Consider the following 24,984-nt stretch of genomic DNA (forward strand, 5'->3'; position numbering starts at 1 on the left):
GAAATTCAGCGGTGTTCAGCCACGTACAGCGCCGGCGGTGAGGCCGGCCACCAGGCGCTTGGCAAAGAAGACGAAGGCCAGCAGCAGCGGCAGCATGGCGATGGCACTGCCCGCCATCAGCGCACCCCATTCGGTGTTGTTGGGGCTTTGCATCGAGCGCAGCGCCAGCGGCAGGGTGTATTGCTCCACCGAGCGCAGCACCACCAGCGGGCCGACGAAGTTGTTCCAGGAGGCGATGAAGGTGATCAGCCCCAGCGTGCCCAGCGCCGGGCCCAGCAGCGGCAGCACCACGCTGCGGAAGATGCGCAGCTCGCTGCAGCCGTCCATGCGCGCCGCGTCCAGCAGCTCGAAGGGGATGGCCGAGGCGATGTACTGGCGCATCATGAAGATGCCCAGGGCGCCGGCCGCGGCCGGGATGTAGAGGGCGCGCGGCTGGTCGATCCAGCCCAGCGCGTCCACCACCAGATAGCCCGGGATCATGTTGAGAAAGCTGGGCAGCATCATCGAGCCCACCACGCAGGCGAACAGGCCGCGCTTGAAGCGGAACTCGTAGACCGCGAAGGCGAAGCCGGCCAGGCTGCACAGCAGCAGGTTGAGCGCCGTGGTCATCAGGCCCACGTAGATGCTCATGCCGACATTGCGCCAGAAGGGCAGGCGTTCGGTGAGCAACTCCAGATTGCCGAGGAACTGCGCGCCGAACCAGAGCGGCGGCGGCGCGCTGAAGATCTGCGCGCGCTCGTGGGTGGCGAACACGAAGGTGAAATAGAAGGGCGCCACCAGGATCAGCAGGCCGGCGCCCAGCAGCAGCGCGGCGATCCAGCGCCCATGGGGTTTAGCGGCCATGCTCGCCTCCGGCCTGGCCGAACAGGCGGTGGTTGCCCCAGCTCAGCGCCGCGATGACCAGGAACAGCAGCCAGGAGATCGCCGAGGCGGTGCCGAAGTCGCCATAGCTGAAGGCCATGCGGTACATGAACATCGCGGTGGTCATCACCGCCGGCGCCACGCCGCTTTCCGAGTCGACCAGGATGAAGGGCTCGTCGAAGAGCTGCAGGCTGCCGATGATGGTCATGGTGACGGCGAAGTAAATCATCGGCCGCAGCAGCGGCAGGGTGATGTGGCGGAACTGCTGCCAGGGGCCGGCGCCGTCCAGGGTGGCGGCCTCGTAGAGCGACTCGTCGATCACCTGCAGGGCCGAGAGGTAGAGCACCAGGTTCCAGCCCAGGTAGCGCCAGAACACCACGAAGGCGATCGCGGGCATGGCGTAGTCGGCATCGCCCAGCCAGTCGCGCGGCGTGCCGGGCAGGATCAGATTGATGAAGCCGAAGTCCTTGGACAGCAGGGTGCTGAAGATCAGCGCGATCGCCACGCTGGAGGTGATGTAGGGCAGGAAGTAGCTGCCCACCACGAAGTTGCGGCTGCGCTTGAGGCGGCGGTGGATGTAATAGGCCAGCGGCAGGGCCAGCAGATGCTGGGGCAGGCCCGCAGCCAAGCCGTACCAGAAGGTGTGGCCCAGCGAGCTGCGGAACCAGGGGTCGGTGAGCGCATACCAGTAGTTCTGCAGGCCCACCCACTGCATCGCGCCGAGGCCGGCCGAGGCGTCCCATTGGTGCAGCGAGAGCACGATGGAGAACAGCAGCGGGAACAGGCCGAAGGCGGCGAACAGCAGGAAGAAGGGGGCGACGAAGAGATAGGGGGCGGCGGCGCGGCCGCCGAGCTGGCGCAACAGGCTCTTCATGGCCGCCTCACCCGGTGCTCGATCATGGCGCGCGCATCGGCCAGCGCGCTGGGGATGTCCTTGCCCTTGCTCACCACCAGCTCGTACTCGGCGCGCACCACGTCGGTGGCCAGGGCGTCCAGGCGATGCACCGGCACGGCCTGCACCTGGCTGGCGATCTCGCGCCACAGCCGGCGCGCGCGCTGGCCGCCCAGATAGGGCATGGGCTCGTCGAAGAGCGCATCCTGCTGCGCGGCCTTCAGGGCCGGGAAGCTGTCCAGCGTGCGCAGCGACTGCAGCTGGGTCTCGGCATCCGCGCACATGAAGCGGATGAAGTCCCAGGCCGCCTGCTTGTGCTCGGACTTGGCCGGGATCGCGTAGAAGGAGCCGCCATAGGAGGCGAACACGCCGTTGGGCAGCTGGGTGGAACGCCACTGGCCGGCGCTGGCCGGTGCCAGCCAGTTCTTCAGATGGCCGGCCAGCCAGGCGCCCATCATCTGGCTGGCGATCTTGTCGCGCCGAAAACCGGCCACCCAATCGTTCGTCCAGGCGGGGGCATGGGCGTCGATGCCGGCGCGGCGCGCCGCGCGGCCGAGCTCGAAGGCGCGCACGAAGCGCGGGCTGTCCACCAGCACCCTGCCCTGGCTGTCGAAGTACAGGCCCTCGCCCGGCGCCAGGCCGGTGCGCAGCACGATGTCGCGGATGTCGGTGCTGTCGGCCAGCAGGTAGGCGCCGGTGGCGGCCTTGAGTTTGATGCCGGCGGCGATGAACTGCTCCCAGCTGCCGGTGAGTTCGGCCTCGCTGATGCCGGCGCGCGCCATCAGGTCCTGGCGGTAGAGCAGAGTGCCGGGGCCGATGTCGGTGGGCATGGCGACGAACTCGCCGCGCGGGCTCGTGCCCTGCGGCCAGCTGTAGGCCACGAACTGCGCGCGCAGCTGCTGCGCTTGGAAGGGCGGCGCGCCCAGGTCGCTGAGGCCGCGGCCGGCGGCGAACTTGCCGATGAAGCGCAGGTCCAGCGCCATCACGTCGGGCAGGCCCGAGCCGGTGGCGAGCGCCGCCGTCATGGCGGTGTGGTGGTCGGCGTACTGGCGCGAGACGATCTTCACCTCGATGTCGGGGTGCAGGGCGCGCCAGCGCGGCAGGGCCGCGCGCGCGGCGCGGTCCAGGTCCGGGAAGCTGGCCACCGTGATGGTGAGCGCCTGCGCCAGCGGGCTCCACAGCCCCAGCAGAAGCAGGGTGCCGGCCAGCACGGTGTGGAAGGGTTTGGGCATGTGGGGAGCAGCGGGTGCCGCCGGCTCGGCGGCACCCGGCGGGAGGGTCAGGGTCAGAAGCTGTAGCCGGCGTTGATCTGGTAGCTGCGCGGCGCCTGGTACTGCGCCGTCCAGATCGGGTTGGCGAAGGAGCCGCTGCTGCCCGCGCTGGTCTTGACTTTCTGGTCGGTGGCATTGCGCACGAAGGCGTCCACATACCAGTTCTTCTTGGCCGCATAGCGCAGGCCCAGGTCCAGCGTGGTGTAGGCCTTCTGCCGGTCGCCATCGCCCAGATTGAAGACCGAGAGCCAGTTGGACGACTGGTAATGCGCGCCGATGCGCGGCGTCAGGCTGTCGCCGCCGCCCAGGTGGAACTGGTATTCGTACTGCAGCTGCACCGAGATCTTGGGCGCATGCGGCAGCTCGTTGCCGGTCACCTTCAGGCAGTTGCCGCCCAGCTGCGGATCGAAACAGGGCGGCAGCTGGTAGTCGTTGGAGGCCGCCACCAGCTCGCCCAGGCGGGTCTTGGTGTAGGAGACGGTGAGGCCCAGCTTGCCCTCGGCACCCACGCGCGCGGCCAGCTCGGCTTCCAGGCCCGAGACCTTGGCGCCCTCGGCATTGCTGTAGGCGAACTGGCGGTTGCCGTTCACGATCACCGGCGCGCTGAACTGGAAGTCCTTGAAGTTCATGTGATAGGCGCTGAGGTTGAAGGTGGCGCGCCCATCCAGCAGCGTGCTCTTCAGACCGGCCTCGACATTGGTGAGCGTCTCGGGGCCGTAGTGCAGGCCGCCGTCGCCCGAGCCGCCCGACTTGTAGCCGGTGGAGACGCTGCCATAGACCATCATGTCCTTGCTCAGCTCGTAACTGGCGCGCGCCAGATAGGTGGCCTTGCTGCCGGTGTAATGGGCGTCGTTGACATTGCCGGCGTTGTAGCCCGAGCCCGGCTTGCTGGGGTCCAGGCCCGGATCCAGCGGCACCTGCGGCACGCTGGCGTCATAGCCCCAGAACCAGCCGCGGCCGCCGATGTTCTTGCGGTCGTCATGGGTGTAGCGCACGCCGCCGGTGAGGTGCAGCTTGTCGCCCACATTGAAGGTGGCCTGGCCGAACACCGCCTGCGTGTCCACCGTCTCCTTGGGCTGGATGAAGGAACCCTGCCAGCCCACGCTGCCCTGCTGGGTGCCGTTCATGATCGGAATGTCGAAGCGGATGCCGTTGTCCTCGGCGGCGTAGTACAGGCCCAGGATCCAGTCCAGCTCCTGCTTGCCGTTCGACGCCAGCGTGAGCTCGTGGCTGTGGTTGTTGTACTTGGACCAGACGGTGTTGTCCTCCTGGTGGCTGGCGCCGGTGCTGAAGCTGGTGGGGGCCTGCACGCCCAGGTCCTGGTCGTAGGTGCCCGAGCCGCTGAAGCGGCCGATGCCGGCCACATAGGCAAGGCTCATGCCGCCCAGGTCGTATTCCAGCCGGCTGCGCAGCGCGGTGGAGTCGCGCTTCAGCGAGGGCGCGGTGTCGATCAGCGCCGACCAGAATTTCTCGCCCGCGCGCGGCGTCTGCATCAGGCTCATCGAGGGCGTGCCGCGATCCTGGAACTTCTCCAGCGAGACATCCCAGCGCAGCTGGGCCGAGGGCTTCCACAACAGGCTGACGCGCGCGGCGGTCTGGTTCTGCGCGTTGTACTTGGGGCCGCCCTGCACGAACAGATTCGGGTTGAGGGCCTGGAAGCCGGTGAGGCTGCCGTTGTTGGCGGCGGCATAGGCGGCCTGCTGGCTGGCCAGGCTGGGATGCGGGGCGCGCTGGTAGTCGACATAACCGTCATGCTGCTCGTGCACGAAGGCAAAGCGCATCGCCAGGGTGTCGCTCACCGGCACGTTCAGCGCACCGCGCGTGCCCAGCCGCGAGAAGCTGCCAATGCCGCCCTCGACATAGCCCGACTGGTCGCGCAGCACCGGTTTGGCGGTCTTCAGATTGATGGTGCCCACGGTGGAGTTGCGCCCCCACAGCGTGCCCTGCGGGCCGCGCAGCACTTCCAGGCCGTCGAGGTCGAACATCAGCGTGGAGGCACCCTCGGGTCGCGGCGAGAACACGCCGTCGACGAACAGCGCCACCTCGGGATCGGCGTACTCGGTCTTGGCGCTGTCGTTGCCAATGCCGCGCAGCGTGATGCTGACGATGCCATGGTCGCCCTGCCCCGTGCCCTGCAGGCTGGGCACCAGATTGAACACGTCCAGCAAGGTGTTGGCGCGCGTGTCCTCCAGCGCCGTGGCGGTGACGGCGGTGACGGCCACCGGCGTCTGCTGCAGCGAGGTCAGCTTCTTGGTGGCCGTGATGGTCACGATCGGCAGCTTGTCGGGCTCGGTCTTGGCGGCGGGCTCGGCCGTCTGGGCCCAGCTGGAGCAAGAGGCACCGGCGATCAGGCTGATGACCGCGAGTTGGACGGGGGTGCCCAGGAATTTCCGGGCCGGCAGGGCGGGGCTAGTCATGTTGTCTCCTGTGGTGGGTGGGCATCGAGGCCCTCTTTTTGCATGATCCGATGTCATCGTAGTCAGCGACTGACAACGTTGTCAATTAGAAAATGACAACGCTGTCGTTTTCCCTAGGTGACGTGGATTTGGCGGCCCGCCCGTCCTACATTGCCGGCATGCAAGCGATCCAGCACATCCTCATCGTCGGCGGTGGCACGGCCGGTTGGCTCACGGCCGCCTTCCTCGCCAAGACGCTCGGCCCGGCCATGCGCATCACCCTGGTGGAGTCCAGCGAGATCGGCATCATCGGCGTCGGCGAGGGCAGCTTTCCCTCGATACGCGGCACGCTGGCGGCCATCGGCATCGGCGAGGCGCGCTTTCTGCGCGAGTGCCATGCCAGCTTCAAGCAGGGCATCCGCTTCGACCACTGGGTCAGGCCGCCCGACGCGCCTCGCACGGCCGGCCACAGCCACTACTTCCATCCCTTCAGCCAGCCCAGCCAGCGCCCGCACCGGCCCGAGTTGCTGCCCTACTGGCTGCTGGGCGCGGCCGCCGAGGGCAGCGCCTTCGCGGAAGCCGCCACCATGCAGAAGCGCGTGGCCGATGCCGCGCGCGCGCCCAAGCGCGCCAGCGACGGCGACTTCCTCGGCCCGCTCAACTACGCCTACCACTTCGACGCCGGCAAGCTCGCAGCCCTGCTGGCCACGCATGCGCGCGAGGCACTCGGCGTGGGCCATCTGCTGGCCACCGTCGAGCGCGTGGAACTGGACGCCGCGGGGGCGATCGCCGCGGTGCACACGCGCGAGCAGGGCCGGCTCACGGCGGACCTCTATGTGGACTGCACCGGCTTTCGCGCCGCACTCATCGGCGAGGCACTGGGCTCGCCCTTCAAGGACCTCAACAGCAGCCTGTTCGTGGACCGCGCCATCGCCATGCAAGTGCCTTATGCGCGCGCCGACCAGCCGATCCCCTCCTACACCATCTCCACCGCGCACGAGGCCGGCTGGACCTGGGACATCGGCCTGCAGCAGCGCCGCGGCATCGGCTATGTTTACTCCAGCAACCACAGCGACGAGGCCGCGGCCGAAGCGGTGCTGCGCCGCTACATCGGCCCCGCCAGCGAGGCCCTCAGCCCGCGCCTGCTGAAGCTGCGCGTCGGCTATCGCGAGACGCAATGGGTGAAGAACTGCGTCGCCATCGGGCTCTCGGGCGGCTTTCTCGAGCCGCTGGAGTCATCCGGCATCGGCTTGATCGAGACCGCCGCCTACCTGCTGGGCTTTGCCTTCCCGCGCGACGGCAACACCGAGCCGGCGGCGCGCCAGTTCAACGCCCACATGAAGGCGCGCTACGAGCGCATCGTCGATTTCGTCAAGCTGCATTACTGCCTGACGCAGCGCCAGGACAGCGCCTTCTGGCGCGACAACCAGCGCCCCGAATCCATCCCCGCCAGCCTGCAGGAGCGTCTGGCCCAGTGGCGCTGCCGCCCGCCCCACCGCATGGACTTCATCACCGACCTGGAGATGTACCCGCCCTCCAGCTGGCAGTACGTGCTGCACGGCATGGAATATGACTGCGACCTGAGCGCCAGCCGCGCCGCCTACCCGCAATTCGCCGAGGCCCAGCAGGAGTTCCGCATGATCCAGCAGCTCAGCGAGCATGCGCTGCGCGACCTGCCGGATCATCGGGCGCTGCTGGAGCAGCTGACTGCCAGGGGCTAGGGTCAGGTCTTGCGCTTGCCCTTGCCATGCAGGGCGCTGGTGGAATTGCGCACCAGCAGCTCGTGCGGCAGCACCCGGTTGACGGACGGCGGCGGCGCGCCCTCGGCCGGCTCGCGCGGCGGCGCGATCAGCATCTCCACCGCCGCGCGCGCCATCTCCTCCATCGGCTGGCGCACCGTGGTGAGCGGCGGCCACACCAGGCTGGCGGCGGGCGAATCGTCGAAGCCGGCGATGGAGAGATCGGCCGGCACCGCCAGGCCGAGGCGCTGCGCCGCGGCCAGCACGCCCAGCGCCATGTCGTCGTTGCCGGCGAATACCGCGGTGGGGCGCACGCGCCGGCTCAGCAGCTGGTGCGCGGCCTCCACGCCCGAGGGGAAGGTGAAGTCGCCGCCCCACACCAGCTCGGCGTCCACCGCCAGCCCATGCGAGAGCATGGCGCGCTCGAAGCCCTGGTAGCGCATGCCCGAGGCGGCCTGGTCGTCCGGGCCCTTGATGAAGGCGATGCGCTGATGGCCCAGGCTGATGAGCAGGTTGGTGACCTCCTCGGCCGCACGCACATCGTCGATGCGCACGCTGGGCTGCGCCGCCGAAACCTCGCGCGGCGACATCAGCACGCAGGGCGTGTTGGAATCCAGCAGGGCCTTGAGCACGCGCGCGTTGTCGCACAGCGGCGGGGTCAGGATCATGCCGTCGGGGCGCAGGGCCGCCACCATGCGCTCGACCTGGCTGTCGATGTCGGGCGCGTCGTTGTGCAGCGACTCCACCACCAGGTGATAGCCCGATTCGCGGCAGCGCAGCGTGGCGCCCTTCTGCACCCCGGCCACAAAGGCCGCGCTGGGGTCGTAATAGAGCAGACCGATCAGAAAGCTGCGCGCACCGGCGAGGCTGCGCGCCGACAGCTTGGGCCGGTACTTCAGCTCGGCCACCACCTTGAGCACCTGGGCGCGCGTCTGCTCGTGCACACCGGGCTCCTGGTTGAGCACGCGCGACACGGTCTTGATCGACACACCGGCCTGGGCGGCCACGTCGATGATGGTGGGGGCTGAACCTGCTTTGGCGCTCAATGCACTGTCCTCGTGCCATTTCTGGGAGTCGAGGCCGCACTGTGCCACAGGCCCATGCACGCATGCCGGCCCAAGCCGTGTACTTTTGCCACAGAGCCGCACGGCCGGCGCCCGAGTTTGCGCGCAAGCCGCGCAAGCTGGCTAAAGTAGCCCGCAATCTTCCAACGCCTTGAATCGACACCACGGGATGAGTTCCGCCCCCCTGCCAGATCCCCCGCACAGCGACCGGCGCAAGGCCGAGGCCGCGCTGCGCGAGGCCGACGAGATCTGGAAGCTGGCGCTCGAAGCCACCGGCGATGGCGTCTGGGACTGGTGGGTGCAGGAGGGGCGCGAGACCTTCTCGCCCGGCTACCTGGCCATCTATGGCTATACGCAGGCCGAGATCGAGGAGAGCCCGGAGAGCTTCGACACGCGCACCCACCCCGACGACATCGCCCAGATGGAGCTGGACCGGCAGGCCCATTTCGAAGGCCTGACGCCCAGCTATGTGAACGAGCACCGGGTGCGCTGCAAGGACGGCAGCTGGAAATGGATTCTGACGCGCGGCATGGTGATCGCCCGCGACGAGGAAGGCCGGCCGCTGCGCATGGTGGGCACGCATACCGACATCACGCACCGCAAGGAAAGCGAGGCGCTGATCTGGCAGCAGGCGCATCTGGACAGCCTCACCGGCCTGCCGAATCGCCGCATGCTGCGCGAGCGCCTGGAGCGCCAGCTCGAGCTCTGCGGCGGGGCGGGCCAGCAGCTGGCGGTGCTGTTCGTCGACCTGGACCATTTCAAGGAGGTCAACGACACGCTGGGCCATGGCAAGGGAGACGCGCTGCTGCTGCAGGCGGCCCAGCGCATCCGCGCCGTGCTGCGGCCACAGGACACGGTGGCGCGCATGGGCGGCGACGAGTTCACCGTGCTGATGCCCGATGTGGGCGGGCGGGCCGAGGTGAATGCGGTGGTCGAGGCGCTGATCGCGGGCATGGCCGCCGTCTACCTGCTGGACGGCGAGCGGGCGTTCGTCTCGGCCAGCGTGGGCATTGCGCTGTTCCCCGAGCATGGCCGCGAGATCGAGGCGCTCTTCAAGCATGCCGACCAGGCGCTCTACGTGGCCAAGGACAGCGGCCGCAACCGTTATCACTACTTCACGCCCGAGCTGCAGGCGCAGGCCCGCATGCGCGTGCGCCTCACCAACGATCTGCGCGGTGCGGTCGAGCGCGGCGAGTTCAGGCTGGTCTACCAGCCCATCGTCGAACTGGCCAGCGGCCGCATCCTCAAGGCCGAGGCCCTGCTGCGCTGGCAGCATCCGCAGCTGGGCCTGATCACGCCGGGCGAGTTCATTGCGCTGGCCGAGAACAGCGGCCAGATCGTCGAGATCGGCGAATGGGTGTTCCGCGAAAGCGCGGCGCAGGTGCAGGCCTGGCGGCGCACGCTGGCGCCGCAGTTCCAGCTCAGCATCAACAAGTCGCCGCTGCAGTTCCGCGCCGAGACCGGCGTGCACTCGCTGTGGGTCGCGCAGCTCGAGGCGCTGGGCCTGCCCGGTTCGGCGCTCGCCGTCGAGATCACCGAGGGCCTGCTGCTGGAGCGCCACAGCCCCGCGGGCGAGCAGCTGGCGCATCTGCGCCGCGCCGGCATCAGCATCGCGCTGGACGATTTCGGCACCGGCTATTCATCGCTTTCCTATCTGCAGCGCTACGAGCTCGACGAGCTCAAGATCGACCGCAGCTTCGTCAGCAATCTGCAGCCGGGCTCCAAGGATCTGGCGCTGTGCAAGGCCATCATCACCATGGCCCATGAGTTGGGCATGCGGGTGGTGGCCGAGGGCGTGGAGACGGCCGCGCAGCGCGATCTGTTGCTGGAGGCGGGCTGCGACCTGGGCCAGGGCTACTGGTTCGCGCGCCCGATGGCCGCACCGGCGCTGGAGCGCCTGCTGGAAAACAGCATCGGCTAGGGCGAGGCGGACCATGGCTTGCACCGTCACCACCTTCGCCCGCCGGCTCGCCCTGCTGGCCGGCCTGCTGCTCGTCGCGCCAGCGGCGCTGGCCGAGCCGCCGGACGAGCCCCAGACGGTGTGGGTGGGCGGCTATGTCTTCCCGCCCTTCGTCGACAAGTCCGCCGGCGTCACGCATGAGCTGATCGGCGCGATGAACCGCTTCCAGCAGGACTATCGCTTCCGCTTCATTCCCACCTCATCCAAGCGCCGCTATGCCGACCTCGCGCGTGGCGCCTTCAGCGTAATCCTGTTCGAGAACATCGAGTGGGGCTGGGACCGCCAGCAGGTGGAGGCCAGCAAGGTCTATCTGCAGGGCGATGGCGAGGTCTATGTGGCGCTGAACAAGCCCGGGCGCGACCAGCACTTCTTCGATGACCTGAGCCAGCGCAGCCTGATCGCCGTGACCGGCTATCACTACGGCTTTGCCAATTTCAACGCGGATGCCGCCGAACTCAGGAAGCGCTACCGCATCACCTTCAGCGACGACAACGAAGCCAGCCTGCGCATGCTGCAGCTGGAGCGCGGCGAGGTCGCCATCATCACCCGCTCCTATCTGCAGCACTATCTGCAGGCCCGGCCGGCCCTGAGGGAGCGCCTGCTGGTCTCGGAGCGGCTGGACCAGGCCTATGCGCACACCGCCCTGGTCAGAAAGGGCAGCCGCCCCAGCGCCGAGGAGATCGACGCCCTGCTCGGCCGCATGGCGGCCAGCGGCGCGCTGGCCGAGGTCTGGCGCAAATACGGCCTCGACGCGCGCTGAACGAGAACCCAAAAACGCAAAAGGCCAGCACTTGCGTGCTGGCCTTTCTTGTTTGGTGCCCAGGAGAGGACTCGAACCTCCACGGAGTTACCCGCTAGTACCTGAAACTAGTGCGTCTACCAATTCCGCCACCTGGGCTTGCTTTTCTTCGCCGTTCTTGCTGCTGCTTGTTCAGCGAAGAGGCCGGACTATAGCATGGGATTTGAGGATTTCAAGAAATTCCTTTCAGGGCCTCGAATATTCGCGTCACGTCGTCCATGCGGGTGCGCCAGTTGCTGAAGGCCGCGCGCACCGCCCAGCGGCCCTGGAACAGGGTCGGCGTGAGGAAGGCCTCGCCGCTGTCGCGCAGGCGTTCCAGCCGGGCCTGCACGCTGGCCGCATCGGTGCAGCCGCGCAGCGCGAAGCAGACGATGTTGAGCCGCACCGGCGCCAGCAGTTCCAGGCCGGGCTGCTGCGCGATCAGCTCGCCCAGCCGGCGCGCGCCATCGATATTGCGCGCCACGATCTCGGCATGGCCGGCGCGGCCATAGGCCTGCACGGCGAACCAGGCCGGCAAGGCGCGCCAGCGGCGCGAGTTCTCGGGCGTGAGGTGCACGAAGTCCGCGCCCCCGGCCTTCTCGTCGGGCTCGCCCAGATAGGCGGCCGCGTTCTGGAACACGCGCAGCTGCAAGGCGCGGTGGCGCGTGAACTGCAGGGCGCTGTCATAGGGCACGTTCAGCCACTTGTGGCAGTCCACGCAGACCGAATCGGCCGCGTCCAGGCCCGCCACCCGATCCGCCACCCGCGCGTCCAGCGCGGCAAAGGCGCCGAAGGCCGCGTCCACATGCAGCCAGAAGGGGTAGCGTTCGCGCAGCGCGGCGATGGCGCGCAGCTCGTCGAAGTCACCGCTGTTGACGGTGCCGGCATTCGCCACCACGATCACCGGCCGGCCCTGCTGGGCCTGCAGCGCCAGCTCCAGCGCCCGCGGGTCGACGGCATCGCGCCCCGCCAGTGTGGCCACCGGCTGCAGCGCCTGGCGCCCCAGGCCCAGCATGGACAGCGCCTTGTGGATGCTGGAATGCGCCGCGCCGGAGAGCACCGTCACTGGCCCCAGCGCGCTCACGCCGACCTCGCTGACGCGCACGCCGCGCTGCTCGCCCAGCCATTCGCGCGCCAGCGCCAGGCCGACGAAGTTGGACATGGTGGCGCCGGACACGAAGGCCCCCTGGTGCGCGGCGCCGAGGCCGAACCAGCCGGCCAGCTCGCGCACCGTCTGGCGCTCGAGCTCGGGCGCCTCGGAGTCCCAGCCGGCCGTGGGGTTCTGGTCCAGCGCGGCGGTCAGCCAATCGCCCACCAGGCTGGCCGGCGTGGCGCCACCGGTCACGAAGCCCAGGTAGCGCGGCCCGGCACTGCCGGCCAGGCGCGGCAGCCAGCGCTGCTCGAACAGGCGCAGCGCCGCCGCGGCACCGGGCTCGGCGCTGCGCAGCAGGGCCGCTTCGGGCGCCTGCGGGCGCACCGCCGCCGGCCGCTCGTCCAACCCCGTCAGGCTGGTCAGCGCGGTCGCGCGCGCCGCCGCCAGCAGCGCGGGCAGATCCAGCAGATCACGTTGCAACAGCTCATGCATGATGAAAAAGCTCCTGTCTCGATGCCCCATGCTAGAGTCAATTGGACCGACTCGAGCAATCCAATTCATCCGCCATGGACTGGCACCATCCATCCGCCCTGCACCCTGCCCTGCAAGAGGCGCTGACGCGCTCGCCGCGCTACGCGGCCCTGGCCACCGCCCTGCAGGGCCTGATACTGCGCGGCGAGTTGCTGCCCGGCGATCGCCTGCCGCCCGAGCGGCGCCTGGCCGAGCTACTGGGCCTGAGCCGCAGCACCGTGGTGGCCGCCTATGCGCGCCTGGCCGAGGGCGGCTGGGTGAGCGCGCGCCAGGGTCAGGGCACCACGGTCGCGGCCGGGCCACCCGGCCATGTGGCGGCGGGCAAACGCCATGTGCGCCTGGGCAATCCAGCGCTGCGTTATGCGCCGGCGCAGGCCACCGAGCCCTGGATCGACTTCGCCCTGGCCACCGCCGTGCCCGAGCTGGCCTGGCTGCAACCCAGTGCCGCGGCCGCCAGCCTGGTGCTGCGCGAGCATGCCTACCAGCCCGAGGGCATGCTGGCGCTGCGCGAGCGCATCGCGGCGCGCTACACGCGCCAGGGCCTGCCCACCACGCCCGAGCAGCTGCTGGTGTGCGCCGGTGCGCAGCAGGCCATCAGCCTGCTCGCCCAGCAATACCTGACGCCCGGCGACCGGGTGCTGCTGGAGTCGCCCAACTACTTCGGCGCCATCGATGCCTTCCGCAGCTGCGGCGCGACGCTGGACGAACTGCCGGTGTTGCCGCGCGCCGGCCATGCGGCGGCCTTCTGCGCCGCGCTCGCCACGCGGCGCCACAAGCTCGCCTATGTGTGCCCGACGGTGCACAACCCCAGCGGCATGAGCTGGCCGCGCAGCGCCTGCGAACGGCTGGCGCGCACGGCCGCGCAGGGCAGCAGCCTGCTGTTGGTGGACGACTCGCTCGCCGAGCTGCATTTCGAGGCGGATGCCAGGCCCTTGTCGGCACCGCGCGGCGCGCCCATCGTGCACATCGGCAGTCTTTCCAAGACCTTGTGGGCGGGCCTGCGCATCGGCTGGCTGCGCGCGCCCACGCCCATCATCGAGACCCTGCGCCGCGCCAAGGCCAACGCCGACATCAGCTGCAGCATGCTCGGCAGCGCCCTCGCCTGCGAGCTGCTGGACCGCTACGACGGCCTGCTGGCGCCACGCCGCCGCCAGCTGCAGTCACAGGCCCGGCAGCTGCTGGCGGAGCTGCAGCGGCTGCTGCCCGACTGGCACGCGCGCCTGCCCGAGGGCGGCCTGTTCCTGTGGGCGCAGCTGCCGGCACGCGGGCGCAATGCCGAGGCCTGGGTGGAGGCCGCCGCCGCGGCCCGGGTCAGGCTGACCCCCGGCACGGCAATGACGGCGGGGCCCGGCTACCAGCACCATCTGCGCCTGACCTTCACCCAGCCGCCCGCGCTGGCCCTGGCGGGCCTGCAAAGGCTGGCCGCGCTGGCCGCCGCTCACTGAGCGGCGGGGCCCCAGTCCGTCAGACCCAGGCGGGCCGCCGGATCGAACAGGCGCTGCAGCCGGCCCGACCAGTCCAGCAGCGCGGCCTCGCTGAGCTGGCGGTAGCTGGCCTGCAACTGCGGGCCGATGCCATGCTCGGCGCTGAAGCTGCCCTCGAAGCGCCGCACCAGGGCATAGACGCCGGCGCGCAGGCGCGCCTCGTCCAGCGGCGGCGCCCCCTTGGGCCAGACCAGATTGAAGTGCATGCCGCCATCGCCGAGATGGCCGAAGTCGGCCAGCTCAGCGGGCGCGAACTCCTCGGCCAGCCAGGCGCGGCCGGCCGCACGGAAGGCCATGAAATGGCGGCGTGGCAGCGCGACATCGAAGCCCACGACCTTGCCACGCGCGCGCAGGCCCTCGCTGATGTGATGGCGCAGCGCCCAGCAGGCGGCGTCGGCGCCCAGCACCGCATCGGCCACGCGCTCACCGAACTCGGCCTCCAGCCAGCGCTGCAGCAGGGCCTGCAGATCCAGCTGCTCAGCGGGCAGCTCGGAGGAGAGTTCGATCAGCAGCGCGTACTCGGGCAGCTCGCCGCCGAACCAGCGTGCGCGCTCACCGCCGCCGCAGGCCAGCGCCGCCTCGAAGGCCGGGCGCGAGATGCCCTCGCAGGCGCTCACCAGGCTGCCCAGCTCGTCCATCAGGCGCTGGTAGAGCGGCATCACCGCGGCCACACTGCTGGGCGCCACCAGGGCCACGGCCTGCTGGCGCGGGCAGCGCGCGAGTTTGAAGGTCGCCTCGGCGATCACCCCCAGGCTGCCCGATGAGCCGATAAAGAGCTGCTGCAGCGGCAGCGCCGCGTTGCCCTTCTGCAGGCCGCGCCCCAGGCGCAAGACCTGACCCTCGGCCAGCACCACGGTCAGCGCCAGGGTGTTGGCGCGCACATCGCCGTAACGCAGCATGCGCGTGCCGCCGGTGTTGTGCGCCAGCATGCCGCCCACGCTGGGGTCGGCGCTGAGGTCGATCGGCAGCATCAGGCCATGCGGGGCCAGGCGCTCGTTGATCTCGGCGAGCCGGTAGCCGGCCGAGACGCGCAGCGTGCGGTCCAGCGGGTCCAGCTCGAAGACCTCGCGCAGGCGCTCGGTGGCCAGCAGCACGTCGCGTGCGGCATCCTCCGGCGTGGCCGCGCGCACCAGGCCGGTGTGGGCGCCCTGCGGCACCAGGCGCAGGCCATGGCGGCCGGCCAGCGGCAGCAGCTGCGCCAGCTCGGCCGTGCTGGCCGGGCGCAGCAGGGCAGCGGCCCGGCCCGGCGCATAGCGGGCCGGCTCCAGATAGCGCGGCTCGATGGCCGCGCCGGCGACGACATGGGCGCCGCCGCAGATGCGGGCCGCTTCGCGCAGAAAGGCCTCGATCATCGTGCTCAGCAGGCCTCGGCGGCCTGGGCCGTCATCTTGAAGATGCCGGTGGCATTGCCGGCATCGAAGCCCAGGTCCAGCTCGCCGCCCACGCGCTCGCGCTGGATGAACTCGTAGAAGGAACCCGGCACCTCCATGCTCAAGACCTGACCCTGATGCAGAAACTGGCGCTGCACCTGGGCGGCGCGGAAGGCGGTCTGCCTGACGCGCCCCGAGGCCGAGACCTCGATGCGCGCCTTGAGCGGGCGCGCCAGCGCGCGCTGCGCGCTGGCCAGGGCCTCGATGTCGGCGACGCGGTCGGTGGCATGGTTGAAGGCCGTGCCCTCGGTGGCGATCCAGGCCATCTCGGCGGATTCCAGCAGCAGGGCCTGGTAGTCCTCCAGCGCGATCAGACCATGCTGGCGATCGAAGCAGGCGATCAGATGCGGCAGCAGGGCCAGGGCGGCCGCCCAGGGCAGGGCCTGGTCGCGCGCCAGCTGCTCCAGCCAGGCCATGTCCTGCGGGCTCAACGGGTCGCGCGAGCTGGAGAGCACGCGCGTCACCGCGGCCTGGAAGCCGCTCGAGAAGCGCTCGGGGTGCAGCTCGGAAACGAAGAACTGCGCGATGTCCTCCGGCAGGTCTTCATGGCACCAGGCGCGGCCGGTCATCTTCAGCGCCGGCAGCGGATAGGTCTCGGCCAGGGCAAAGCCCAGGGGGCGCAGCACGCGGGTGATGGCGGCCTCGCCGGGCGGCAGCGCGCCGCTGGCCCAGGCCACCGTGCGCAGCGCGCCATGGTCGAAGCTGAGGCGCTGGCCGGCGCGCCGCTGCTCGGCCACATAGGCCGCGGCGGCGGGCACGCGCAGCGTGACGTCGCGGAACAGCGCCATGTTGAGCGACTGCGCCAGCTCGGCGCGCGAGACGGTGTCGGTGACGGGCCGATGCAGGGCGGGCGCGACCTGCAGTTGGGCAAAGGTGTCGGACGCGGCGGCCACGCCGATGGCGCTGCCGAGCAAGCGGTAGAGGCCGGATTCCAGCATAGGGTTTTCAAACTCCAGGCAGGGCAAAGCAAAGCCCGGGCATGCCGGGCTTTGTGCCATCGAGAAACGAGGGGGCTTAGATGTCGAACTTCACGCCCTGTGCCAGCGGCAGCTCGCGCGAATAGTTCACCGTGTTGGTGGTGCGGCGCATATAGGCCTTCCAGGCGTCGGAGCCGGACTCGCGGCCACCGCCGGTTTCCTTCTCACCGCCGAAGGCGCCACCGATCTCGGCGCCCGAGGTGCCGATATTGACGTTGGCAATGCCGCAGTCCGAACCGCTGGCCGACATGAAGGCCTCGGCCTCGCGCACGTCATTGGTGAAGATGGCCGAGGACAGGCCTTGCGGCACCTCGTTCTGCAGCGCGATGGCCTGCTCCAGGCTCTCGTACTTCAGGGTGTAGAGGATGGGCGCAAAGGTCTCGTGCTTGACGATCTCGGTCTGCGCCGGCATGCGCACCAGGGCCGGCACGGCATACCAGGCTTGCGGGCAGGCATCCGCCAGCGCACGCTCGCCACCGCTCACCGCTCCGCCCTGCGCGCGTGCCGCGGCCAGGGCCTGTTGCATCGCGTCGAAGGCCGCCTGGTCGATCAGCGGGCCGATCAGATTGCCGGCTTCCATCGGGTTGCCGATCTTGAGCTGGGCGCGCGCCTTGTCGAGGCGGTTCACCAGTTCATCGTGGATGCTGCTGTGCGCGATCACGCGGCGCGTGGTGGTGCAGCGCTGGCCGGCCGTGCCATAGGCACCGAACAGGATGCCGCGCACCGCCAGGTCGAGGTCGGCGCTGGGGGTCACGATGATGGCGTTGTTGCCGCCCAGCTCGAGCAGGCAGCGGCCGAAGCGCGCGGCCACGCGCGGGCCCACGGCACGGCCCATGCGGGTCGAGCCGGTGGCCGAGATCAGGGCCACTTGCGGATGGTCCACCATCGCCTCGCCCACCGCCGCGCCGCCATTCAGCAGCTGCGAGAGGTGCGCAGGCGCGCCTGCATAGCGCGCCACGGCCTTCTCGAAAAGGGCCTGTGTGGCAAGTGCCGTCAGCGGCGTCTTTTCGGACGGCTTCCAGATGCAGGTATCGCCGCAGACCAGGGCCAGGGCCGAGTTCCAGGCCCACACGGCCACCGGGAAGTTGAAGGCCGAGATGATGCCCACCACGCCCAGCGGCAGGTACTGCTCCATCATGCGGTGGCCGGGGCGCTCGCTGGCGATGGTCAGGCCATGCAACTGGCGGCTCAGACCGACGGCGAAGTCGCAGATGTCGATCATCTCCTGCACCTCACCCTCGCCTTCGCTGGTGACCTTGCCGGCCTCCAGCGAGACCAGGCGGGCCAGGTCGGCCTTGTGGGCGCGCAGCTCTTCGCCGAACAGGCGCACCAGCTCGCCGCGCTTGGGCGCCGGCACGTTGCGCCATTGCAGGAAGGCCGCATGGGCGCGCGCCACGGCGGCGCGCATGTCCTCGGCCGAGGCCTCGTGCACGGCGCCGAGGGCGGCGCCGTCGATGGGCGAGCGCACCTGCAGCGTGCCGCCGGTATAGGCCGAGGAGGGAACGCCCAGGGCGTTCAGAAGATCAGTGGTGTGCGTGTTCATGCCGGGATTCTCGCTCTCTCAGCTCAACCGATGGACTCGACCTGGCGCGATTGCTGATAGGCCTTGCCGAACTCGTTGGCCAGGAACTCGGGCAGCGAGACCTGCTCCTGCGCCACGAAGCCGGACTGCGGCAGCTTGCCCTGGCGGAACAGATCGACCGCGGCGCACATGCCGGCGGCGGTGGTGATCTGGATGGCCGAGAGCGGGCGGGCGCCGTCGCGTTCGGCAAAGATCTTGCGGGCGAACACCTCCTGCACCAGGCGGCCGTTCTTCATGCCCGAGACGGTCACGAACACCAGCACCACGTCCTGCATGGTGGCGGGCATGCTCTTGCGCATGATGTCCTTGAGCAGCTCCTGGTCGTTCTTGAGCATCAGGTCGCCCAGCAGGAACTGCATCAGGTCGCGGTGGCCGGGGTAGCGCACCGTCTTGTAGTCGAGGTTCTTGACCTTGCCTTCCAGGGTTTCGCACAGGGTGCCCAGGCCGCCCGAGGTGTTGAAAGCCTCGTACTCGGTGCCGTCCAGCGAGAAATGCTCCAGGCCTTCCAGCGGCAGCGCGTCGATCTTCTCGCCGTCGTGGATGCATTCGCAGGGGTGGCAGTACTCGTTGATGAGGCCGTCCACGCTCCAGGTCAGGTTGTACTTGAGCGCATTGGTGGGGAAGGCGGGCAGCGCGCCGACGCGCATCTTCACGTCGTTGAGGCTGTCGAAGCTCTTCGCCAGGTGGGCGGCGACGATGCCGATGAAGCCGGGCGCCAGACCGCATTGCGGCATGAAGGCGGTCTTGGCGCCCTCGGCAATGCGCATGATCTCCTTGGTGGCGGCCACGTCCTCGGTGAGGTCGAAGTAATGGCAGCCGGCCTCCAGCGCCATATGGGCGGCGGGAATCGCGAGTTGGTAGGGCAGTGCATTCACGATGGCGGCAAAGCCGCGCACCAGCGCCGCCGAGCCGGGGCCCACGTTCTCGATCGTCTGCACCTTGATGCCCTCGGCCGCCAGCGGCTGCAGCGAGGCGGCGTTCTTGTCGAACACCGTGACGTCGTAGTGACCCGAGCCATGCAGCAGACGTGCGATGGTTTCACCGATATGGCCTGCGCCCAGCAATGCGATCTTCATTTCTTGATGCTCCACAAATGGATTGGATGAGCAGCAGTCTAGGAAGGCAGGCAGACGAATGAAAGCGCGAGTTCGTCGAAACTCCTTGTTGTTCTGACGATTCGTCGGACAATCCTGCCGATTGGCATCAAACAAGGGTTATCCATGAGCACCCCCAAGGACCAGGTCGACCGCCAGCTGATCGCCCTGCTGCAGGCGAACGCGCGCGAAAGCACGGCCAACCTCGCACGCAAACTGGGCGTGGCGCGCACCACCGTGGTGGCCAGGCTGGCCCGCCTGGAGGCGGAGGCGGTGATCGTGGGCTACACGGCGCGCCTGGGCAGCGAGGCCATGGACCGCGGCGTGCAGGCCTATGTGGGCATCAGCCTCAGCCCCAAGGCGCAGCGCGAGGTGATCAAGAAGCTCTCGCGCCTGCCCGAGCTGCGCCAGCTCGCCTCGGTGAGCGGCGAGTTCGATTACATGGCGCTGCTGCGCGCCGAGACCACCATGCGGCTGGATGCGCTGCTGGACGAGATTGGCGAGATGGAGGGGGTGATCAAGACCACCACCTCGGTGGTGCTGGCGCTGCGCGTCGACCGTTCGGCCTGAAACAAAGTGTCCGGGCTGTCAGCCTGGCACGCCACTTGCTCGTTGAGTGCGTATCTCGCAAAGGAGTGCACCATGAAGCAACAGCATCTGATGGTCGGCCGTGGCCAGAAGTTCATCACCGCGATGAAGGCCCTGGTCCTGGTGGCCGCCGTCTGGGGCGTAATGTATCCCGCCCTGCTCTGGAGCCTCGAGCGTGCGCTCGCGCCGCTCTGATTGATCAATCAGCACAGGGAGGCTTTATGAACACCCTCACCATGCACCCGCCCTCGGCCTTCTGGCGCATCGTCAGGGCCCTGCTGCTCTGGGCCGTGCTGTTCCCGCTGCTGCTGTGGCTGGGCTTTGCCCTGCTGAGCGAGCTGGAGGGCGATGTGCGCGAGGCGCAGCTGGCGCCCGCGCCCCACGCCGCCCTGGCCACGGCTTACGCCTGAGCCAGGCCGAAGGGATCGTCGACCGAATGGGCCGGCTGGCTGAACCAGCGCGGGCCCTCGGCCGTCATATAGACATGGTCCTCATGGCGCACGCCGAACTCGCCCGGGCAGACGATCATCGGTTCGTTGCTGAAGCACATGCCGGGCTCCAGCAGCGTCTGGTCGTTGTCCACCAGATAGGGCCACTCGTGGATGTCCAGGCCGCAGCCGTGGCCGGTGCGGTGCGGCAGGCCGGGTAGCGCATAGCCAGGCCCCAGGCCGGCGGCCTGCAGCACGCGGCGCGCGGCGCGGTCCACCTCGCAGCAGGGCGTGCCCAGCTGTGCCGCCGCGAAGGCCGCCGCCTGCGCCGCCTGCTCCAGATTCCAGATCTCGCGCTGGCGTGCGCTCGGCGCGCCGAACACATAGCTGCGCGTGATGTCGGACATATAGCCATGCACCAGGCAGCCGGTGTCGATCAGCACCATGTCGCCGTCCTGCAGGATCTGCGGCTCCTTCACGCCATGCGGGAAGGCGCTGGCACCGCCGAACAACACGATGCAGAAGTAGGAGCCGCTCGCGCCGACGCGCTTGTGCGCCTGGGCGATGAAGGCCTCCACCTCCACGGTGCTGATGCCGGGGCGCAGCATGCTGGCGGCCGCGCGGTGCACCGCCATCGTCATGTCATGCGCGCGCTGCATCAGCGCCAGCTCATGGGCGGACTTGCGCATGCGGCCATGCGCCGTCACCGGCTTGGCGTTCAGCCACTGGTGGCCCGAAGCCTGTTGCTGCAGGCCGTCCACCACGAAGAAGGGGCAGTCCTCGCTCAGGCCGACCTTGGCGCCGCCCGCCACGCCCAGGCCCTGCAACACCTGGACCAGCAGCGCATAGGGGCTCTCGTGCTCGTGCCACAGATGCAGCGCGCCCGGCACCTGCATGTATTCGCGCAGCGTGCCCTCCTCGAAGGCCGGCGCCAGGTACTGCGGCTCGCCCTCGGCCGGGATGACGGCGCCCACCAGGCGCTCGCTGGGGTACCAGATGGTGCCCGTGAAGTAGCGCAGATTGGTGCCGGCATGCACATAGATGGCCGACCAGCCGAGCTCGCGCATGCGCGCCTGCGCCCTGGCCACGCGCCCGCGGTATTCCTCCAGGGCGATGGGCTGCGCGCCGGCCATCATGTTGCCCAGGCCCATCAGGGCCTCTTCGGCGCTCTTGCCGCCCACACCCAGGGTCATGTCCTGCTCCTTGAATAGATATATTTAGAGAATACATCATTCACGAAAGCCCGCGCGGCGCAAGCCGCGAAGTTCGCGTACAAATCTCGCGTACAAAGGCGCCCTACAAGGAGAGCTTCTCAATATGGCTTATCTGATTCTCGGACTGCTGCTGTTCCTGGGCGTGCACTCGCTGCGCATCGTGGCCGAAGACTGGCGCAACAGCACGCGCGCGCGCCTCGGCGAGCAACCTTACAAGGGCCTCTACAGCCTGGTCTCGATCGCCGGCTTCGCGCTGCTGATCTGGGGCTATGGCCAGGCCCGCCTCGCGCCGCAGCCGCTGTGGGCCACGCCCAAGGGCATGGCGCATCTGGCCGCCCTCCTGACCCTGATCGCCTTCGTGCTGCTGGCGGCCGCCTATGTGCCGCGCAACCATCTGAAGGCGCGGCTGCGCCACCCCATGGTGCTGGGCATCAAGACCTGGGCGCTGGCGCATCTGCTGGCCAACAACACCCTGGCCGATGTGCTGCTGTTCGGCAGCTTCCTGATCTGGGCCGCCTTGAGCTTCCGCGCCGCGCGTCAGCGCGATCGCGCCAATCCGCCCGCCCCCATCCAGGCCACCGCCGCCGGCACGCTGCTGACGCTGGCGATCGGCATCGCCGCCTGGGCCGGCTTCGCCTTCTGGGCGCATGGCGCGTGGATTGGCGTGCGCCCCTTCGGCTGAACGCCCATGCCTACAGCAGCCCGCGCGTCTGCGCCATCAGGCGCGTCAGGCCCAGCATCGCATCGGTATAGGGCGTGGCGATGCCGCAATGCTGGCCGATCTCGCGCACCGAGGCCACCAGGGCATTGAGCTCCAGCGTGCGGCCGGCCTCGGCGTCCTGCAGCATCGAGGTCTTGAAGGCCCCCAGCTTGCGCGTCACCTCGTGGCGCTGCTCGGGCGTCTGGCCCACCGCGCAGCCGATGTGCTCGCCAATCGCGGCAGCCTCGCGCATCACCGCGGTGACGAAACCGCGCACCAGCTCGTCATCCAGGATGCGATCGCAGGTGGCCCCGGTCAGCGCCGAGATCGGGTTCATGGTCATATTGCCCCAGAGCTTGAACCAGATGTCCTTCTGGATGCGCTCGGAGACCGTGGCGTTGAAACCGGCCCGCGTCAGCAGCTCGGCCAGCGCGGTGATATGCGGCGGGCGGCCGCCGGCCGGGTCGCCGATGATCAGGCCCATGCCCATCGCATGCCTGACCAGGCCGGGCTCGGGCGTCGAGCAGCTGGCGTGCACCACGCTGCCGATCACGCGCTCGGCCGGAATCGCCTGGGCGATCAGGCCGCCCGGGTCCACCGACTGCAGCTGCAGCCCCTGGCAAGGGCCCTCGAAGCCCTTGAAGAACCACCAGGGCACGCCGTTCATCGCCACCAGCACGCGCGTCTCGGGGCCCATCAGGGCACGCACCAGCGGCGCCACGGCGGCCAGCGCCGGGCCCTTCACGGCCAGCACGACGAGGTCCTGCGGGCCCAGGTCGGCGGGCAGATCGCTGGCGCGTATCGGCACCGTGATGAGCTGGCCACCGCTGTCCATGCGCAGGCCATGCTCGCGCAGGGCCGCCAGGGTGGCGCCGCGCGCCAGCGCGCTGAGCTCCACCTCCGCGCCCAGCCGGTGTCCGACATGGGCCGCGAACCAGCCCCCGATGGCGCCCGCGCCGACGATGCAAATCTTCATGTGCTGCTCTATCTAGCTGCTTCGTGATGCCGGAAGTCTAGGCCCTGTGGCGAGCCGGCACAGGGCCGGGGCAAAGCGGCCGGCCGCGCGCGCCACAGCTGCTATGGTTTGGCCCCTATGGCTTCTTCGTCCACCGACACGCGCCGCCTCTGGGGCCTCTACGCCGGCCTGGTGCTGGCCATCGGCCTGCTGCTCAGCGTGGCCGAGCTGCAGCATTACCTGGCGCGCGGCGGCAGCCACCCCTGGGAGCCCTTTCTCTGGGAGCTGAGCTCGGTGCTCTGCGGCGGCTTGCTGGGGGTGGCCGTCTACCGCTGGCATGTGGCCGGCCTGGCGCTGCATTCGCGCTGGCGGCAGCTGGGGCGTCACTTGCTGGGGGCCGCGGCCTACATCCTGGCCCATGTGTCCGGCATGTTCGCGATCCGCTTCGGGGTCTACGCCTTGATGCAAGTGGACTACTACACCGACAGCCCGATCCAGGTGCTGGCCTACGAGGCCGGCAAGGACCTGGTGTCCTATGGCTTCGCCGTCGCCATCTGCCATGGCCTTTACCTCAGCCTGCAGGCGCAGCGCCTGCGCGGCGAACTGGCCGAGGCGCGGCTGGCGCGCCTGGCCGAGCAGGTGCAGCCGCACTTCCTCTTCAACAGCCTGAACCTGATCTCGGCCACCATGTACGAGGACGTCGCCAAGGCCGACCGCCTGCTGTGCCAGCTCAGCGATCTGCTGCGCCAGACCCTCAAGGCCCAGCAGGCCGGCTGGCACAGCCTGGACGAGGAGCTGCGCCTGGTGCAGCCCTTTCTGGATCTGATGCAGGCACGCTTTGGCGGCCGGCTGCGCGTGCGCGTCGAGGCCAGCGCGGCGGCGCGCGCCTGCCAGCTGCCGGCCCTGCTGCTGATCTCGCCGGTGGAGAACGCCGTCAAGCACGATGTGGCGGCCAGTTCGGCCGAGGTCGAGTTGCTGGTGGCCGCGCAGCTGCAGGGTCAGCTCTTGCTGATACGGGTGGAGAACAGCGGCATCGCTCCGCAGCGCACCGAACGCGAGGGCGCCTTCGGCCTGGCCAATCTGCGTGAACGCGTGCTGGCCAGCTTCGGCAGCGGCGCCGAGGTGCTGCTGGCGCCGCGCGCCGGCGGCGGGGCGGTGCTGAGCCTCAGCCTGCCACTGACGGGGCGGCTCGCATGAGGTTGCTGATCGTCGACGACGAACCGCCGGCGCTGGCCAAGCTGCGCCACCTGCTGCAGCGCGATGCCGGCATCAGCTGGCTGGGCGAGGCCGGCGATGCCGCGCAGGCGCTGCGGATGCTGGCCGAGCAGCCGGTGGACGCGGTGTTGCTGGACATCCAGATGCCCGGCCAGAGCGGGCTGGAGCTGGCCCTGCAGCTGCCGCCCGGCGTGGTCTGCGCCTTCTCCACCGCCTATGACGAATACGCCGTGCAGGCCTTCGAGCTCAACGCGGTGGACTATCTGCTCAAGCCCTACACGCCCGAGCGGCTGGCGGAATGCCTGCGCCGCCTGCGCGCGCGCCTGGGTCAGCGCCAGCAGGCGCGCGGCTCGCTCTTGAGCGCCCTGCAGCAGCTGCAACCGGTGGCCGCGCATTGGCTGGTGGAGAACCGGCGCGGCGCCCTGGTGAAGCTGCCGATGAGCGAGCTGCAATGGGTGGCGGCGGCCGACAACTACATCGAGCTGCACGCGCCGCCCGAGTGCTTTCTGGAGCGCCGCAGCCTCGCCGACTTCCTCGCCCACCCGGCCGCCCAGGGCTTGTTCGTGCGCGTGCACCGCAGCCATGCGGTGAACGCCGCCCACATCAGGGCGATCGCCCCGCTGCCGCATGGCGAGGCGCAGCTGACGCTCAGCTGCGGCGCACAGCTGCGCGTCTCGCGCAGCTACCGCAGCCAGCTCGCCCCAGCCGGCTAGCAACTCGCCACAGCCCGCT

At 69.4% G+C, this 24,984-nt stretch carries 22 protein-coding genes and 1 tRNA gene; 10 read left to right on the top strand and 13 right to left on the bottom strand.

Annotated features, from left to right (window positions below; translation table 11 throughout):
* Positions 1 to 15: 15 nt before the first annotated feature.
* Genes PFX98_RS04490 through PFX98_RS04505 form a run of 4 tightly spaced genes read right to left on the bottom strand, consistent with a single transcriptional unit; the run spans position 16 to position 5,441 of the window.
* Positions 16 to 843, bottom strand: a complete 828-nt coding sequence (locus PFX98_RS04490) for a carbohydrate ABC transporter permease (protein ID WP_285233972.1) — start codon at positions 841 to 843, stop codon at positions 16 to 18.
* A complete protein-coding gene (locus PFX98_RS04495; protein ID WP_285233973.1) occupies positions 833 to 1,735 on the bottom strand; it encodes a carbohydrate ABC transporter permease in 903 nt (300 codons plus the stop codon). The genes PFX98_RS04490 and PFX98_RS04495 overlap by 11 nt, the downstream gene beginning before the upstream one ends.
* Positions 1,732 to 2,985: an ABC transporter substrate-binding protein gene (locus tag PFX98_RS04500; protein ID WP_285233974.1), complete on the bottom strand. Its 1,254-nt coding sequence runs from the start codon at positions 2,983 to 2,985 to the stop codon at positions 1,732 to 1,734. Before PFX98_RS04500 ends, PFX98_RS04495 begins: the two co-directional genes overlap by 4 nt.
* A gap of 53 nt (positions 2,986 to 3,038) precedes the next feature.
* Positions 3,039 to 5,441 (bottom strand): TonB-dependent receptor, encoded by a 2,403-nt coding sequence (locus PFX98_RS04505; protein WP_285233975.1) that lies wholly within the window; start codon positions 5,439 to 5,441, stop codon positions 3,039 to 3,041.
* Between the two features lie 158 nt (positions 5,442 to 5,599).
* Between PFX98_RS04505 and PFX98_RS04510 the strand changes: the two genes are divergently transcribed.
* Positions 5,600 to 7,141 carry a tryptophan halogenase family protein gene (locus PFX98_RS04510; protein WP_285233976.1) on the top strand — a complete coding sequence of 514 codons (1,542 nt, stop codon included), beginning with the start codon at positions 5,600 to 5,602 and terminating at the stop codon, positions 7,139 to 7,141.
* A 2-nt stretch (positions 7,142 to 7,143) separates the two neighbouring features.
* On the opposite strand, the gene PFX98_RS04515 is transcribed toward PFX98_RS04510, so the two are convergent.
* Complete coding sequence (locus PFX98_RS04515; protein ID WP_285233977.1) at positions 7,144 to 8,205, bottom strand: LacI family DNA-binding transcriptional regulator; 1,062 nt, start codon at positions 8,203 to 8,205, stop codon at positions 7,144 to 7,146.
* 187 nt (positions 8,206 to 8,392) lie between these two features.
* Between PFX98_RS04515 and PFX98_RS04520 the strand changes: the two genes are divergently transcribed.
* A complete protein-coding gene (locus PFX98_RS04520; protein WP_285233978.1) occupies positions 8,393 to 10,144 on the top strand; it encodes a putative bifunctional diguanylate cyclase/phosphodiesterase in 1,752 nt (583 codons plus the stop codon).
* Positions 10,145 to 10,157: 13 nt separating this feature from the next.
* Positions 10,158 to 10,943 carry a substrate-binding periplasmic protein gene (locus PFX98_RS04525; protein WP_285233979.1) on the top strand — a complete coding sequence of 262 codons (786 nt, stop codon included), beginning with the start codon at positions 10,158 to 10,160 and terminating at the stop codon, positions 10,941 to 10,943.
* Between the two features lie 53 nt (positions 10,944 to 10,996).
* On the opposite strand, the gene PFX98_RS04530 is transcribed toward PFX98_RS04525, so the two are convergent.
* Together PFX98_RS04530 and PFX98_RS04535 are read right to left on the bottom strand one after the other, a co-directional pair.
* Positions 10,997 to 11,081 (bottom strand) — tRNA-Leu (locus PFX98_RS04530).
* 73 nt (positions 11,082 to 11,154) lie between these two features.
* On the bottom strand, positions 11,155 to 12,546 hold the full coding sequence (locus tag PFX98_RS04535; protein ID WP_285233980.1) for a pyridoxal phosphate-dependent decarboxylase family protein: 1,392 nt from the start codon (positions 12,544 to 12,546) through the stop codon (positions 11,155 to 11,157).
* A 74-nt stretch (positions 12,547 to 12,620) separates the two neighbouring features.
* Here PFX98_RS04535 and PFX98_RS04540 point away from each other — a divergent pair, with 74 nt between their 5' ends.
* A complete protein-coding gene (locus tag PFX98_RS04540) occupies positions 12,621 to 14,030 on the top strand; it encodes an aminotransferase-like domain-containing protein (RefSeq protein WP_285233981.1) in 1,410 nt (469 codons plus the stop codon).
* Here PFX98_RS04540 and PFX98_RS04545 read toward each other — a convergent pair.
* The 4 genes from PFX98_RS04545 to PFX98_RS04560 all read right to left on the bottom strand — a co-directional run bounded on the left by PFX98_RS04545 (position 14,024) and on the right by PFX98_RS04560 (position 19,134).
* Positions 14,024 to 15,421, bottom strand: coding sequence for an FAD-binding oxidoreductase (locus PFX98_RS04545; RefSeq protein WP_285233982.1), 1,398 nt, complete (start codon positions 15,419 to 15,421; stop codon positions 14,024 to 14,026). The two genes, PFX98_RS04540 and PFX98_RS04545, sit on opposite strands and share 7 nt — an antisense overlap.
* A gap of 5 nt (positions 15,422 to 15,426) precedes the next feature.
* On the bottom strand, positions 15,427 to 16,434 hold the full coding sequence (locus PFX98_RS04550; RefSeq protein WP_425334691.1) for a 2-oxoadipate dioxygenase/decarboxylase family protein: 1,008 nt from the start codon (positions 16,432 to 16,434) through the stop codon (positions 15,427 to 15,429).
* Between the two features lie 79 nt (positions 16,435 to 16,513).
* On the bottom strand, positions 16,514 to 18,019 hold the full coding sequence (amaB, locus tag PFX98_RS04555; protein ID WP_285233984.1) for an L-piperidine-6-carboxylate dehydrogenase: 1,506 nt from the start codon (positions 18,017 to 18,019) through the stop codon (positions 16,514 to 16,516).
* Positions 18,020 to 18,042: 23 nt separating this feature from the next.
* Complete coding sequence (locus tag PFX98_RS04560) at positions 18,043 to 19,134, bottom strand: saccharopine dehydrogenase family protein (RefSeq protein WP_285233985.1); 1,092 nt, start codon at positions 19,132 to 19,134, stop codon at positions 18,043 to 18,045.
* A 144-nt stretch (positions 19,135 to 19,278) separates the two neighbouring features.
* Between PFX98_RS04560 and PFX98_RS04565 the strand changes: the two genes are divergently transcribed.
* From PFX98_RS04565 to PFX98_RS04575, 3 genes are all read left to right on the top strand, one after another.
* Entirely contained in the window at positions 19,279 to 19,722 is a 444-nt protein-coding gene (locus PFX98_RS04565; protein ID WP_285233986.1) for an Lrp/AsnC family transcriptional regulator, read from the top strand.
* A gap of 72 nt (positions 19,723 to 19,794) precedes the next feature.
* Complete coding sequence (locus tag PFX98_RS04570) at positions 19,795 to 19,935, top strand: hypothetical protein (protein ID WP_285233987.1); 141 nt, start codon at positions 19,795 to 19,797, stop codon at positions 19,933 to 19,935.
* A gap of 26 nt (positions 19,936 to 19,961) precedes the next feature.
* Positions 19,962 to 20,150 carry a hypothetical protein gene (locus tag PFX98_RS04575; protein ID WP_285233988.1) on the top strand — a complete coding sequence of 63 codons (189 nt, stop codon included), beginning with the start codon at positions 19,962 to 19,964 and terminating at the stop codon, positions 20,148 to 20,150.
* Here PFX98_RS04575 and PFX98_RS04580 read toward each other — a convergent pair.
* Positions 20,141 to 21,361, bottom strand: coding sequence for a M24 family metallopeptidase (locus PFX98_RS04580; RefSeq protein ID WP_285233989.1), 1,221 nt, complete (start codon positions 21,359 to 21,361; stop codon positions 20,141 to 20,143). The genes PFX98_RS04575 and PFX98_RS04580 overlap by 10 nt on opposite strands.
* Positions 21,362 to 21,485: 124 nt before the next feature.
* On the opposite strand from PFX98_RS04580, the gene PFX98_RS04585 reads away from it, so the two are divergent.
* Positions 21,486 to 22,064: an NnrU family protein gene (locus PFX98_RS04585; protein ID WP_285233990.1), complete on the top strand. Its 579-nt coding sequence runs from the start codon at positions 21,486 to 21,488 to the stop codon at positions 22,062 to 22,064.
* A gap of 10 nt (positions 22,065 to 22,074) precedes the next feature.
* Here PFX98_RS04585 and PFX98_RS04590 read toward each other — a convergent pair whose 3' ends face one another.
* Positions 22,075 to 23,058 (bottom strand): 2-dehydropantoate 2-reductase, encoded by a 984-nt coding sequence (locus PFX98_RS04590; protein WP_285233991.1) that lies wholly within the window; start codon positions 23,056 to 23,058, stop codon positions 22,075 to 22,077.
* Positions 23,059 to 23,175: 117 nt separating this feature from the next.
* Here PFX98_RS04590 and PFX98_RS04595 point away from each other — a divergent pair, with 117 nt between their 5' ends.
* Together PFX98_RS04595 and PFX98_RS04600 are read left to right on the top strand one after the other, a co-directional pair.
* Positions 23,176 to 24,234, top strand: coding sequence for a sensor histidine kinase (locus PFX98_RS04595; protein WP_285233992.1), 1,059 nt, complete (start codon positions 23,176 to 23,178; stop codon positions 24,232 to 24,234).
* The gene (locus PFX98_RS04600) at positions 24,231 to 24,965 is read left to right on the top strand and encodes a LytR/AlgR family response regulator transcription factor (RefSeq protein WP_285233993.1); all 735 of its coding nucleotides are present in this window, start codon (positions 24,231 to 24,233) and stop codon (positions 24,963 to 24,965) included. The genes PFX98_RS04595 and PFX98_RS04600 overlap by 4 nt, the downstream gene beginning before the upstream one ends.
* Positions 24,966 to 24,984: the final 19 nt, after the last annotated feature.

This window comes from Paucibacter sediminis (assembly GCF_030254645.1).
GTDB classification, from domain to species: Bacteria; Pseudomonadota; Gammaproteobacteria; order Burkholderiales; family Burkholderiaceae_C; genus Paucibacter_B; species Paucibacter_B sediminis.